We start from the raw sequence: 12,760 nt of genomic DNA, 5'->3' as shown, positions 1-12,760 counted from the left end.
CAGTAACGATGTTATAACTGCGCATAGTGTAAGAGGGAACACCGACCTCGGCTTAACTATTCACATGAATTAAACTAATGGTTAACGATGGGTTTTGCTAATAGCGCGACGCGGATCGCAAACCTGCGAAAAAGGGTGGAATGTAAAGTATAGTCAAGGTTTCAGGCCGATTTGCAGCGCCAGCTCACGAATGATGCCCGCCGTCATGCCCCAGACAAAATAATGCTGATACCAGGACAACCAGACCCGATGGTCATGCCCCCGTCGATGGATATCCAGCGGATGATAACGACTTAGCCGGAGCGCCTCTTCAAGCGGCATTTCAAACACCGCAGAGACTTCATCGACGCTGGCGTGATACTGCAGGCCCGGAGGGATAATGCCCACCACCGGCGTGACCTGAAAACCGGTAACGCTGTCGACGGGCGGCAGCACGCCGATGACCTCAACGGCCTCCGGCGGAATGGCAACTTCTTCCTGAGCTTCCCGCAGCGCGGCGGCAATCAGCGATGCGTCGGAGCTGTCCACTGCGCCACCCGGAAAGGCGACCTGACCCGCGTGCTTACGTAAATGGGGAGAACGCTGGGTGAGCAGCAGGCCCGGTTGCGTGCGACGCACGACCGGGATCAGCACGGCCGCCTGACGCTGGTTCAGCGCCTCGCGGTTGACCTGCGGTCGTAATAGCTGAAAGCGAGATAAAAAATCGTCCAGCGTCAGGTTCTCTTTTTCCACCCGTGATTACTCCAGTTGTTTCAGAATACGGTTAACTTTATCAAAGGTTTCCTGATATTCCGCGTCGACCTGGCTGTCGGCAACAATACCGCCCCCGGCCGAACAGTAGAGATTTCCGCTGCAGGCGGTCAGCGTGCGAATGGTGATGCTGGTATCCATGGTGCCGCACAGGCTGATATAGCCGATGCTGCCGCACCAGGCGTTGCGGCGGTGCGGTTCCAGTTCGTCGATGATTTCCATGGCGCGAATTTTGGGCGCGCCGGTGATGGAGCCACCCGGAAACGCGGCGCGGAGCAGATCGCAGGCGGCGCGAGAGGCGGGCAGACGCGCGGTTATGGTGCTGACCAGATGATGGACTGCCGGGAAAGGCTCGACGACAAACAGTTCCGGCACGCGCACGCTGCCCGGTTCGGCGACGCGGCCGATGTCGTTACGCATCAGATCCACAATCATCAGGTTCTCGGCGCGGTCTTTCGGAGAGGCGGCCAGTTTTTCCGCCTGCTGGCGATCGGCGTCGGGATCGGCAAGACGCGGCAGGGTGCCTTTAATCGGACGGGTTTGGATCGTGCCCTCGGCCAGATGAATAAAGCGCTCGGGCGACAGGCTGAGGAGCGCCCCCTGTTCCAGACGCACAAACGCGCTGAACGGCGCCTTATTGCTGGCGTTAAGACGGGTAAACGCCTGCCACTCATCTCCCCGGTACGTCGCCTGGAAGCGCTGGGCGAGGTTAACCTGATAGCAGTCACCGCTTTGCAGATACGCCTGAACGCGCGAGAATTTTTCGGCGTACTCCGCTGCGCTCATATTTGAGCGCCAGCCTGAGGTCAACGTAAACGTCTGTGCCGGTGCAGGCTGTTGCGCCTCAAGCCACGCCAGACGCGCCTGCACGTCATGATGGCTCAGCAGGGAAACCGTTTTTTTCTGGTGATCGACTATTAACGCCCAGTCATACAGCCCCACGGCCATGTCTGGCAGGGGAATATCAGCCTGCGCATGCTCCGGCAGCGTTTCGAAACGGCGACCCAGATCGTAACCAAACAGGCCCAGCGCGCCCCCCTGAAAAGGGAGATCCGGGTTCGGCGCGGCAGATAAGCCCAGCGCGTTAATGGCTTGCTGAAGCTGCGTCAGCGGATCGCCAGTTAAGGACAGGTCATCGGTTGTCAGCGTGTTTAGCGGATCGGCCACCAGAATGTCGAAGCGGCTGTAGGGGTGGTCCGCATGGCCGGAGTGCAGCAGCATCGCAAACGGAAGATGGCTCAGGCGGGCAAACCAGTATTCAGCGGCGTCTGTTCGCCAGGGCAGGGTAATAACAGTGGGGAAGCGCATGTTCATGTGTGGCATACTACCGGGCAGCGTGAAATAATTAGCGCGAGTAATTTAGCAGGAGTTGACGATGTTTGCAGGTTTACCTTCTCTGAGCCATGAACAGCAGCAGAAAGCGGTTGAGCGAATTCAGGAACTGATGTCCCAGGGGATGAGCAGCGGACAGGCGATTTCCCAGGTGGCGGAAGAACTGCGCGCCACGCATACCGGCGAGCGGATCGTGGCGCGTTTCGAGGATGAAGATGAAGAGTAATCGGGCTTAAACCGCCGCGATAATCTTAATCTCTACCTTGTATTCCGGCTTCATCAGCGTGGCCTGTACGGTGCAGCGTACAGGCGCGTGACCCGCCACAACCCACGCATCCCAGGCTTTGTTCATTGCCGCGAAATCATCTTTGTTTGCCAGGAAAATCGTCGCATCCAGAATGCGGGATTTGTCGCTGCCCTGTTTTTCCAGCACCGCATCAATCTGCGCCAGAGTGTTAGCCGTCTGCTCGAACGCATCCGCGTCCAGGTTAGCCGGTACGCCGGTGTAGTAGAGCGTCTGGTTATGGATCACCACATCAGACCAGCGGGCTTCGGCATCAATGCGCACAATTGTCATAAACGTTTCCTCGTTATTTTTCGTCGTCAGGCGGCAAGACTGCCATATTGTTCTCGTGTCGTCACTATTTGGGGTGGCACAGGAGAGGATGGGCTGACATAATCCCTGTGCAAAAATACAGTGAGAGAGCACCGTGGCAGACGATTTTTCCCCTGAAGGTCAATTAGCGCAGGCTATTCCCGGCTTCAAACCCCGTGAACCTCAGCGCCAGATGGCGCACGCCGTTGCACGCGCCATCGATAAGGCTCAGCCGCTGGTGGTCGAAGCCGGAACCGGCACGGGTAAAACGTATGCTTACCTTGCTCCGGCGCTGCGCGCGAAGAAGAAGGTGATTATTTCCACCGGTTCGAAGGCGCTGCAGGATCAGCTCTACAGCCGCGATTTGCCCACGGTGGCGAAAGCGCTGAAATATAAGGGGCGTCTGGCCCTGCTGAAGGGGCGCTCTAACTATCTCTGCCTGGAACGTCTTGAGCAGCAGGCGCTGGCGGGCGGCGACCTGCCGGTGCAAACCCTCAGCGACGTCATTATTCTTCGCGCCTGGGCGAACCAGACGGAAGAGGGCGATATCAGCACCTGCGCGAGCGTGCCGGAAGATTCCCCGGCCTGGCCGCTGGTGACCAGCACTAACGACAACTGTCTCGGCAGCGACTGTCCGCTGTATAAAGACTGCTTCGTGGTGAAAGCGCGCAAAACGGCGATGGATGCGGATGTGGTGGTAGTGAACCACCATCTGTTCCTCGCGGATATGGTCGTCAAGGATAGCGGTTTCGGCGAGCTGATTCCGGAGGCGGACGTGATGATCTTCGACGAGGCCCACCAGCTTCCGGACATCGCCAGCCAGTACTTTGGTCAGTCGCTTTCCAGCCGCCAGCTGCAGGATCTGGCGAAAGATTTCACCATTGCCTACCGGACCGAACTCAAAGATACCCAGCAGCTGCAGAAGTGCGCCGACCGTCTGGCGCAGAGCGCGCAGGATTTCCGCCTGCAGCTCGGCGAGCCGGGCTATCGCGGCAACCTGCGCGAGCTGCTGGCGGACAAAAACATCCAGCGCGCGCTGCTGCTGCTCGATGATGCCCTTGAACTCTGCTACGACGTGGCGAAACTGTCGCTTGGACGCTCCGCCCTGCTGGACGCGGCCTTCGAGCGCGCCACGCTGTATCGCGGGCGGCTCAAACGGCTTAAAGAGATCAATCAGCCGGGGTACAGCTACTGGTATGAATGCACCTCACGGCACTTCACGCTGGCGCTCACGCCGCTGACGGTGGCGGATAAATTTAAAGAGGTGATGGCGCAAAAGCCGGGAAGCTGGATCTTCACCTCGGCAACCCTGTCGGTGAATGACGATCTGCATCACTTCACCGAGCGTCTCGGCATTGAGCAGGCGGAATCCTTGCTCCTGCCCAGCCCGTTCGATTACGAAAAGCAGGCGCTGCTCTGCGTTCCCCGTAATCTGCCGCTGCCGAACCAGCCGGGTGCGGCGCGCCATCTGGCCGCGATGTTAAAACCGATGATCGAGGCCAACAACGGCCGCTGTTTTATGCTCTGCACCTCTCACGCTATGATGCGCGACCTCGCCGAGCAGTTCCGCGCCACCATGACGCTGCCGGTGCTGCTGCAGGGCGAAACCAGCAAAGGCCAGCTGCTCCAGCAGTTTGTCAGCGCCGGAAATGCCCTGCTGGTCGCCACCAGCAGCTTCTGGGAAGGGGTGGACGTGCGCGGCGATACGCTCTCGCTGGTGATCATTGATAAGCTTCCGTTTACCTCCCCGGACGATCCGCTGCTCAAGGCGAGGATGGAAGACTGCCGCCTGCGAGGCGGCGATCCGTTTGATGAGGTTCAGCTGCCGGATGCGGTCATTACCCTTAAGCAAGGGGTAGGGCGCCTAATCCGTGACGTCACCGATCGGGGCGTGCTGGTCATTTGCGATAACCGGCTGGTGATGCGTCCTTACGGGGCAACCTTCCTCGCAAGCCTGCCGCCCGCGCCGCGGACGCGGGACATAAAACGCGCGGTGCGTTTCCTGGCAAACCCAACGGCGGAGTAATTTACCCCGGAGTATGCTAAGATGCGCGCCATTTTGTGACTGACCCTTGCGAGAGCGCGACGACTGATGCGAATTCTGGCTATTGATACCGCGACAGAGGCTTGCTCTGTCGCTCTGTTGAACGACGGTGCTGTTTCTGCCCATTTCGAAGAGTGCCCCCGGGAACACACCCAACGCATTCTGCCCCTGGTAAAAGCCATTTTAACTCAGGGCAACACCTCCTTAACCGACCTCGACGCGCTGGCCTTTGGCCGCGGCCCCGGCAGCTTTACGGGCGTACGTATCGGGATTGGCATTGCGCAGGGCCTGGCGCTGGGCGCCGAACTGCCGATGATCGGCGTCTCTACCCTCGCCACCATGGCGCAGGGCGCATGGCGCATGACCGGGGCAACGCGCGTTCTGGCCGCGATTGATGCCCGCATGGGCGAAGTTTACTGGGCCGAATACACCCGCGACGAGCAGGGCGTGTGGCACGGTGAAGAGACGGAAGCCGTGCTTAAGCCGGAAGCGGTCACTGAACGACTGCAGCAGCTGTCAGGCGAGTGGGCAACCGTCGGCACCGGCTGGCCAGCGTGGCCTGAGATGGCGAACGACACCGTGTTGACGCTGGTGGACGGCAACATGCTTCTGCCGGCTGCGGAAGATATGCTTCCGATTGCCAGCCAGCTGCTCGCAGCAGGCAAAACCGTGGCCGTTGAACACGCGGAGCCGGTTTATTTGCGAAACACCGTTGCGTGGAAGAAACTTCCGGGCCGCGAGTGAATCTCAGTAACAGGAACTGAGAAAAAGGAGTCGCATCATGGCGGTCCAGACTAAAGTAGTACGCCTTATTATGGCAGGCGCGGTTGCCATAGCACTGAGCGGATGCGTTTCCGTTCCTGATGCGATTAAGGGCAGCAGCCCGACGCCACAGCAGGATCTGGTGCGAGTGATGAATGCGCCTGAGCTTTACGTCGGCCAGGAAGCGCGCTTTGGCGGTAAGGTCATCGACGTACAAAACCAGCAGGGGAAAACCCGTCTGGAGATCGCGACCGTTCCGCTGGACAGCGGCGCGCGGCCGGTACTGGGTGAGGCCTCTCGCGGGCGTATCTATGCGGACGTCAGTGGTTTCCTGGACCCGGTCGATTTTCGCGGACAGCTGGTGACCGTTGTCGGGCCGATTACCGGCGCCGTGCAGGGCAAAATCGGCAGCACGCCGTATAAATTTATGACCATGCAGGTCAACGGGTATAAACGCTGGCGGCTGGCACAGCAGGTAGTCATGCCGCCTCAGCCGATGGATCCGTGGATGTGGGGTCCACATCCTTATCGTTACGGCTACCCGGGCTGGGGCTGGTATAACCCGGGCCCTGCACAGGTTCAGACGATCGTTACTGAGTAACTCACTGTTATTGTTAGAAAAGAGACAGCGGCTCAGCCGCTGTCTCTGTTTTTTTACGGATAAAACGAAAAAAAAGAGTGACGCGCTTCGCAACCTTAAATGTGAACAATTAATAAACTGGTACGCTGAGTTAATATAATGTTAACAAACTGTTTATTATCGGGGTTGTGATGACGACGAACACTCATTTCAGAGGTGATGCATTGAAGAAGGTTTGGCTTAACCGTTATCCCGCAGATGTTCCTGCTGAGATCAATCCTGACCGTTATCAATCCCTGGTGGAATTATTTGAGCACTCGGTAAGGCGCTACGCGGACCAGCCCGCATTCGTGAATATGGGCGAGGTCATGACGTTCCGTAAGCTTGAGGAGCGTAGCCGCGCGTTTGCGGCGTATCTGCAGGAAGGGCTGGGGCTGCAAAAAGGGGACCGCGTCGCGCTGATGATGCCGAACCTGCTGCAATACCCGGTGGCGTTGTTCGGTATCCTGCGAGCCGGGATGATTGTCGTCAACGTCAACCCCCTGTACACCCCGCGTGAGCTGGAGCATCAGCTGAACGACAGCGGCGCGGCCGCGATTGTCATTGTGTCCAACTTCGCCCATACCCTGGAAAAAGTGGTCGACAAAACCCAGGTTAAACACGTCATCCTGACGCGCATGGGGGATCAGCTCTCTACCGCTAAAGGCACGCTGGTTAACTTTGTCGTCAAATACGTCAAGCGCCTGGTGCCAAAATACCACCTGCCGGACGCCATCTCCTTCCGCCGCGCGCTGCATGCGGGCTACCGTATGCAGTATGTGAAACCCGAAGTGGTCGCGGAAGATCTTGCGTTTCTGCAATACACGGGCGGGACCACCGGCGTCGCCAAAGGGGCCATGCTTACCCACCGCAATATGCTGGCAAACCTTGAACAGGTCAACGCCACCTACGGGCCGCTTCTGCATCCGGGCAAAGAGGTGGTGATCACCGCGCTTCCGCTGTATCACATCTTTGCGCTGACCATGAACTGCCTGCTGTTTATTGAACTGGGTGGTCAGAACATCCTCATCACCAACCCGCGCGATATCCCGGGCCTGGTGAAAGAGCTGGCGAAATATCCGTTCACCGCCATGACCGGGGTTAATACCCTGTTTAACGCGCTGCTTAATAACAAAGAGTTCCAGCAGCTGGATTTCTCCACGCTGCATCTCTCTGCGGGCGGCGGCATGCCGGTTCAGCAGGCGGTCGCCGAGCGCTGGGTCAAGCTCACCGGTCAGTATTTGCTGGAAGGCTATGGGCTGACGGAATGTGCTCCGCTGGTCAGCGTGAACCCACACGATATCGACTATCACAGTGGAAGCATTGGTCTGCCGGTTCCTTCGACAGAGGCCAAACTGGTCGATGATAACGATAACGAAGTCGCGCCGGGCGAGCCGGGTGAGCTTTGCGTCAGAGGTCCGCAGGTGATGCTGGGTTACTGGCAGCGTCCCGATGCGACCGACGAAATCATCAAAGACGGTTGGCTGCACACCGGTGATATTGCGGTAATGGATGACGAGGGCTTCCTGCGCATCGTCGATCGCAAGAAAGACATGATCCTGGTCTCCGGCTTCAACGTCTATCCGAATGAGATCGAAGACGTGGTTATGCAGCACAGCGGCGTACTTGAAGTGGCGGCTGTCGGCGTTCCTTCCGGCAGCAGCGGTGAAGCGGTGAAGATATTTGTGGTCAAGAAAGATCCTTCACTCACCGAGGAAGCGCTGGTAACGTTTTGCCGTCGTCAGCTAACGGGCTATAAAGTGCCGAAGCTGGTGGAATTCCGCGACGAGCTGCCAAAATCCAACGTCGGGAAGATATTACGACGAGAATTACGTGACGAAGCCCGTGGCAAAGTAGACAATAAGGCCTGAGCTTCACGCTAATCGCCCAGACGCCGGTTAAGCCGGCGTTTTTTATGGGCGCAAACAAAAGAGAACCCGTTTTGAATTACCAGATGATCACGACCAACGACGAGCTGGCTTCGCTGTGCGAAGTGACGCGCGACTTTCCTGCCATTGCCCTGGATACCGAGTTTGTCCGTACCCGGACCTATTATCCGCAGCTGGGTTTGATTCAGATGTACGACGGTAAACACGTGTCGCTGATTGACCCTCTCGGCATTACCGACTGGACGCCGATGCGTGACCTGCTGCTCGATACGGCCGTGACGAAATACCTGCACGCAGGCAGTGAGGATCTGGAAGTCTTTCTGAACACCTTTGGCATCATGCCCCAGCCGCTGATTGACACGCAGATCCTCGCGGCATTCAGCAATCGTCCGCTCTCATGGGGCTTTGCTGCCATGGTGGAGGAGTATACGGGCCTGACGCTGGATAAAAGTGAATCCCGTACCGACTGGCTGGCGCGCCCGCTTACCGAGCGTCAGCTGGAGTATGCGGCGGCAGACGTGTTTTACCTGCTGCCGATTGCCGGACAGCTGATGAAAGAGGCAGAAGCCTCCGGCTGGCTCGCTGCTGCGCTGGACGAATGCCGTATGACCCAGCAGCGTCGTCAGGAAGTGGTTGACCCGAAAGAGGCCTGGCGCGATATCAGCAACGCCTGGCAGCTGCGCACGCGTCAGCTGGCATGCCTGCAGCTGCTGGCAGACTGGCGCTTGCGTAAAGCGCGCGAGCGCGATCTGGCCGTTAACTTTGTGGTTCGCGAAGAGCATCTCTGGGCAGTCGCGCGCTATATGCCGGGCAGCCTGGGCGAGCTGGACAGCATTGGCCTTTCGGGCAGCGAGATCCGCTTCCACGGTAAAACCCTGCTGGCGCTGGTCGCAAAAGCGCAGGAGCTGCCGGAAGACGCGCTGCCGGAACCGCTGCTGAACCTGATGGACATGCCGGGCTATCGCAAGGCTTTCAAGGACATCAAAGCGCTGGTGCAGGCAGTTGCAACCGAAAGCAAACTGAGCGCGGAACTGCTCGCCTCACGTCGTCAGATTAACCAGCTGCTGAACTGGCACTGGAAGCTGAAGCCGCAGAATGGCGTGCCGGAAATGATGGCGGGATGGCGCGGGGAATTGATGGCCGATCGCCTGAATTCGCTGCTGGAAGGCTATCCGCGATAAAAAATATGCCGGGTGATAAACCCGGCATATTCCCCCGGTGGCGCTGCGCTTACCGGGGCTATGAAACCACAAACCTACGGACGCGACTCTTCCGCTTCCGGGAGCGTAACGTTCAGCTCCAGAATCGAAATATCCCCGTCTTTTTGTTCCAGCTGCACCGTGACCATCTCCGGGTCAATCTGCACATACTTACAGATCACTTCCAGGATGTCCTTGCGCAGCTGCGGCAGGTAGTGAGGCTCGGCGTCGCTACGGCGACGCTCCGCAACGATAATTTGCAGACGTTCTTTTGCGATGTTGGCGGTGTTCTTTTTCCGCGAGAGAAAAAAGTCCAGTAATGCCATAACTTATCCTCCGAACAGGCGTTTGAGGAAACCTTTCTTCTCTTCTTCAATGAAGCGGAAAGGACGTTCTTCTCCCAGCAGACGGTCAACGGTATCGGCGTAAGCTTTACCTGCATCTGCCATTGTATCAAGGATCACTGGCTCGCCCTGGTTAGAGGCGCGTAACACGGACTGATCTTCCGGGATAACGCCCACCAGCTTAATGCGCAGGATCTCCAGCACGTCTTCCATGCTCAGCATGTCACCTTTGTTCACGCGGCCCGGATTGTAGCGGGTGAGCAGCAGGTGTTCTTTAATCGGGTCTTCGCCATTTTCCGCACGACGGGATTTAGAGGCGAGGATCCCCAGAATACGGTCTGAGTCACGCACGGATGAAACTTCAGGGTTGGTGGTGATGATCGCTTCATCCGCGAAGTAGAGCGCCATCAGGGCACCGGTTTCGATGCCGGCAGGGGAGTCGCAGACGATGAAGTCGAAATCCATTTTTTTCAGATCGTCGAGCACCTTTTCCACCCCTTCACGGGTCAGGGCGTCTTTGTCACGCGTCTGAGATGCCGGGAGAATGTAGAGGTTCTCGGTGCGCTTGTCTTTGATCATCGCCTGGTTAAGCGTGGCATCGCCCTGAATGACGTTCACGAAGTCATACACGACGCGACGCTCACATCCCATGATGAGGTCGAGGTTACGCAGACCGATATCGAAATCGATAACGATGGTTTTCTTTCCCTTCTGGGCCAAACCAGTAGCGATGGCCGCGCTGGAGGTGGTCTTGCCAACGCCTCCTTTACCCGAAGTAACAACAATAATGCGTGCCATAGAAATTCCTTGTTAAAAAGGGATCAATTCAACGGTTGAACGGTCAACGCGTCGTCTGCCAGAAGCAGGCGAGCCGCTTTGCCATAAAATTCGGCTGGGATCTTGTCGCTCAGCCAATATTCACCTGCGATGGACACCAGTTCCGCCGTCAGGTGAGTACAAAATATTTGCGCATCTCGATCGCCACTTGCACCGGCGAGCGCACGTCCACGCATCATACCGTATACGTGAATATTGCCATCTGCAATCAGCTCAGCGCCAGCACTGACGTGGCTTGTAACAATCAGATCACAGTTTGGTGCATAAATGCGCTGACCGGAACGAACCGGCACATCAATCATTCGCGTTTTTGTGACGGTAGTAACGTTTTGCACCGCAGGAGGGGGCGTTTGCACGGCAACGGGTGCCGCACGCGAGGCTTTTTCTTTGCCCTCATTCAGAAGAGGCAGCCCCGCACGCTCAATTTCCGCTTTCAGCTCAGTATCTTTGCAGCCGCTGATGCCCACGATACGCAGTCCGGTCGAGGAGACTGCCTGCTGGAGAAGCTTCCAGTTAACCGGCGCCTCAAGACCGCTGACGTTGATAACAACAGGGGCGTGCTTCAGAAAGGCGGGAGCCTGGGCGATTTTGTCTTCTAACGCCTGACGAATAACCTCGGGTTTTGCATCATGCAAATGTACCACTGATAAGGTGAAGCTACTGCCTTTAAGCTCGATGGGCGTGTTTGACATCCTGGCCTTACTCAATTTGCTATTAACCGCAACCACTCGCTGCGATATTCCGAAGAGTATCAGGCATGTTATAGTCAGGAGTATATTGAGGCAAGCAACCACCCATTAATTCAGAGTAAAAACATGTTTTGTGTGATCTACAGAAGTACAAGCCGTGACCAGACCTATCTTTATGTCGAAAAGAAAGACGATTTTTCACGCGTGCCTGAAGAATTAATGAAGAACTTTGGCCGACCACAGCTGGCGATGCTGCTGCCGCTCGATGGTCGTAAGAAACTGATTAACGCCGATCTGGATAAAGTGAAAACGGCCTTAGCCGAGCAAGGCTATTATTTACAGCTTCCACCGCCACCCGAGAATTTATTAAAACAGCATCTTGAGGCGAACGGTAAAAAATAGTCTCAACTGTTTTTGGGCACAACACATCAACCGTTTAGGGGTCGACCATGTATCAACATCATAACTGGCAAGGTGCATTACTGGATTATCCCGTCAGCAAAGTGGTTTGCGTGGGCAGCAACTACGCAAAACATATTCAGGAGATGGGCAGCGCGACGCCAGAAGAGCCGGTCCTGTTTATTAAGCCTGAAACGGCGCTTTGCGATATCCGCCAGCCGCTGGCGCTGCCCCAGGGGCTGGGTTCGGTGCATCACGAAGTTGAACTTGCCGTGCTGATCGGCGCGACGCTGCGCCAGGCCTCGGAAGAACATGTTAAAAAAGCGATTGCCGGATACGGCGTGGCGCTGGATCTGACCCTGCGTGACGTTCAAGGCAAAATGAAGAAAGCAGGGCAGCCGTGGGAAAAAGCCAAAGGGTTTGATAATTCCTGCCCGATTTCGGCGTTTGTGCCGGTGAGCGAATTTAACGGCGATCCGCAGGACACGCCGCTCAGCCTGAAGGTTAACGGCGAGATCCGCCAGCAGGGCACCACGGCAGACATGATCCATAAGATTGTGCCCCTGATCGCCTACATGAGCCGCTTCTTTACCCTTAAACCAGGCGATGTGATCCTGACCGGAACCCCAGAAGGCGTTGGCCCGCTACTCAGCGGTGACGAGCTTGAGGTCGGTTTTAACGGCCTGTCGCTGAAAACTCGCGTGCTGTAACCCCATCTTGCCGCCTGAAGAGGGCGGCAAAACTTGCAACAACGTGCCAGACTCGTTATAAGGTGCGCTTTCTTTTGAAGTGTGGACATCCTGATGAACAACATCCCTTTCTGGCAAAGCAAAACTCTCGACGACATGACTGACGCGGAATGGGAATCATTGTGTGACGGCTGCGGGCAGTGCTGCCTGCACAAGCTGATGGATGAAGATACGGATGAAATCTACTTCACCAACGTTGCCTGCAAGCAGTTAAACATTAAAACCTGCCAGTGCCGCAACTATGAGCGCCGGTTTGAATTTGAGCCTGACTGCATCAAGTTAACCCGGGATAATCTGCCGACGTTTGAATGGCTGCCGCATACCTGCGCGTATCGCCTGCTGGCGGAAGGGAAAGGTCTGCCTGACTGGCATCCGCTGTTAACCGGTTCAAAAGCGGCGATGCACGGTGAACGTATCTCTGTGCGCCACATTGCTGTGAAAGAGTCCGAGGTGCGTGACTGGGAAGACCACATCATGAATCACCCGACCCGTTGAGATTAAAAAACCCGCCGAGGCGGGTTTTTTATTGTGCGCTGTTGTGTCGGTTGGCGC

General features: G+C 56.9%; 15 protein-coding genes. 9 read left to right on the top strand and 6 right to left on the bottom strand.

Going from position 1 to position 12,760, the window contains the following annotated elements; translation table 11 throughout:
* Window positions 1-153 precede the first annotated feature (153 nt).
* On the bottom strand, window positions 154-732 hold the full coding sequence (locus tag ACOTZC_RS13295) for a CoA pyrophosphatase (RefSeq protein ID WP_045404359.1): 579 nt from the start codon (window positions 730-732) through the stop codon (window positions 154-156).
* Between the two features lie 6 nt (window positions 733-738).
* Entirely contained in the window at window positions 739-2,064 is a 1,326-nt protein-coding gene (pabB, locus tag ACOTZC_RS13290; protein ID WP_421635843.1) for an aminodeoxychorismate synthase component 1, read from the bottom strand.
* A gap of 61 nt (window positions 2,065-2,125) precedes the next feature.
* On the opposite strand from pabB, the gene ACOTZC_RS13285 reads away from it, so the two are divergent.
* The gene (locus tag ACOTZC_RS13285) at window positions 2,126-2,308 is read left to right on the top strand and encodes a YoaH family protein (RefSeq protein WP_008500497.1); all 183 of its coding nucleotides are present in this window, start codon (window positions 2,126-2,128) and stop codon (window positions 2,306-2,308) included.
* 6 nt (window positions 2,309-2,314) lie between these two features.
* Here ACOTZC_RS13285 and ACOTZC_RS13280 read toward each other — a convergent pair whose 3' ends face one another.
* Window positions 2,315-2,659 carry a RidA family protein gene (locus ACOTZC_RS13280; RefSeq protein WP_008500498.1) on the bottom strand — a complete coding sequence of 115 codons (345 nt, stop codon included), beginning with the start codon at window positions 2,657-2,659 and terminating at the stop codon, window positions 2,315-2,317.
* Window positions 2,660-2,792: 133 nt separating this feature from the next.
* Here ACOTZC_RS13280 and ACOTZC_RS13275 point away from each other — a divergent pair, with 133 nt between their 5' ends.
* The 5 genes from ACOTZC_RS13275 (at window position 2,793) to rnd (ending at window position 9,172) form a co-directional block, all read left to right on the top strand.
* Complete coding sequence (locus ACOTZC_RS13275; protein WP_023293935.1) at window positions 2,793-4,703, top strand: ATP-dependent DNA helicase; 1,911 nt, start codon at window positions 2,793-2,795, stop codon at window positions 4,701-4,703.
* A 66-nt stretch (window positions 4,704-4,769) separates the two neighbouring features.
* The gene (tsaB, locus tag ACOTZC_RS13270) at window positions 4,770-5,465 is read left to right on the top strand and encodes a tRNA (adenosine(37)-N6)-threonylcarbamoyltransferase complex dimerization subunit type 1 TsaB (RefSeq protein WP_248162052.1); all 696 of its coding nucleotides are present in this window, start codon (window positions 4,770-4,772) and stop codon (window positions 5,463-5,465) included.
* Window positions 5,466-5,502: 37 nt separating this feature from the next.
* Complete coding sequence (locus tag ACOTZC_RS13265; RefSeq protein ID WP_047173205.1) at window positions 5,503-6,084, top strand: Slp family lipoprotein; 582 nt, start codon at window positions 5,503-5,505, stop codon at window positions 6,082-6,084.
* A gap of 203 nt (window positions 6,085-6,287) precedes the next feature.
* A complete protein-coding gene (gene fadD, locus ACOTZC_RS13260) occupies window positions 6,288-7,973 on the top strand; it encodes a long-chain-fatty-acid--CoA ligase FadD (RefSeq protein ID WP_023312189.1) in 1,686 nt (561 codons plus the stop codon).
* A gap of 71 nt (window positions 7,974-8,044) precedes the next feature.
* The gene (gene rnd, locus ACOTZC_RS13255; RefSeq protein WP_421635816.1) at window positions 8,045-9,172 is read left to right on the top strand and encodes a ribonuclease D; all 1,128 of its coding nucleotides are present in this window, start codon (window positions 8,045-8,047) and stop codon (window positions 9,170-9,172) included.
* 74 nt (window positions 9,173-9,246) lie between these two features.
* Here the strand turns inward: rnd and minE are convergent, their stop codons facing one another.
* Genes minE through minC form a run of 3 tightly spaced genes read right to left on the bottom strand, consistent with a single transcriptional unit; the run spans window position 9,247 to window position 11,063 of the window.
* Window positions 9,247-9,516, bottom strand: a complete 270-nt coding sequence (minE, locus tag ACOTZC_RS13250; protein WP_008500504.1) for a cell division topological specificity factor MinE — start codon at window positions 9,514-9,516, stop codon at window positions 9,247-9,249.
* Between the two features lie 3 nt (window positions 9,517-9,519).
* Window positions 9,520-10,332, bottom strand: coding sequence for a septum site-determining protein MinD (gene minD, locus ACOTZC_RS13245; protein WP_023312187.1), 813 nt, complete (start codon window positions 10,330-10,332; stop codon window positions 9,520-9,522).
* A gap of 23 nt (window positions 10,333-10,355) precedes the next feature.
* On the bottom strand, window positions 10,356-11,063 hold the full coding sequence (gene minC, locus ACOTZC_RS13240; protein ID WP_023312186.1) for a septum site-determining protein MinC: 708 nt from the start codon (window positions 11,061-11,063) through the stop codon (window positions 10,356-10,358).
* Between the two features lie 123 nt (window positions 11,064-11,186).
* Here minC and ACOTZC_RS13235 point away from each other — a divergent pair, with 123 nt between their 5' ends.
* The 3 genes from ACOTZC_RS13235 (at window position 11,187) to ACOTZC_RS13225 (ending at window position 12,703) form a co-directional block, all read left to right on the top strand.
* Window positions 11,187-11,462 (top strand): YcgL domain-containing protein, encoded by a 276-nt coding sequence (locus tag ACOTZC_RS13235; protein ID WP_029742143.1) that lies wholly within the window; start codon window positions 11,187-11,189, stop codon window positions 11,460-11,462.
* 47 nt (window positions 11,463-11,509) lie between these two features.
* Entirely contained in the window at window positions 11,510-12,169 is a 660-nt protein-coding gene (locus tag ACOTZC_RS13230) for a fumarylacetoacetate hydrolase family protein (RefSeq protein WP_045404348.1), read from the top strand.
* 93 nt (window positions 12,170-12,262) lie between these two features.
* Window positions 12,263-12,703 (top strand): YcgN family cysteine cluster protein, encoded by a 441-nt coding sequence (locus ACOTZC_RS13225; protein ID WP_023312183.1) that lies wholly within the window; start codon window positions 12,263-12,265, stop codon window positions 12,701-12,703.
* Window positions 12,704-12,760 lie beyond the last annotated feature (57 nt).

The sequence above is a fragment of the Enterobacter cloacae complex sp. SHL009 genome (assembly GCF_049237205.1).
Lineage (GTDB): Bacteria > Pseudomonadota > Gammaproteobacteria > Enterobacterales > Enterobacteriaceae > Enterobacter > Enterobacter cloacae_M.
The sequence above is the reverse complement of the archived record's forward strand: the minus strand, read 5'-3'. Positions and strand labels throughout refer to the sequence as shown.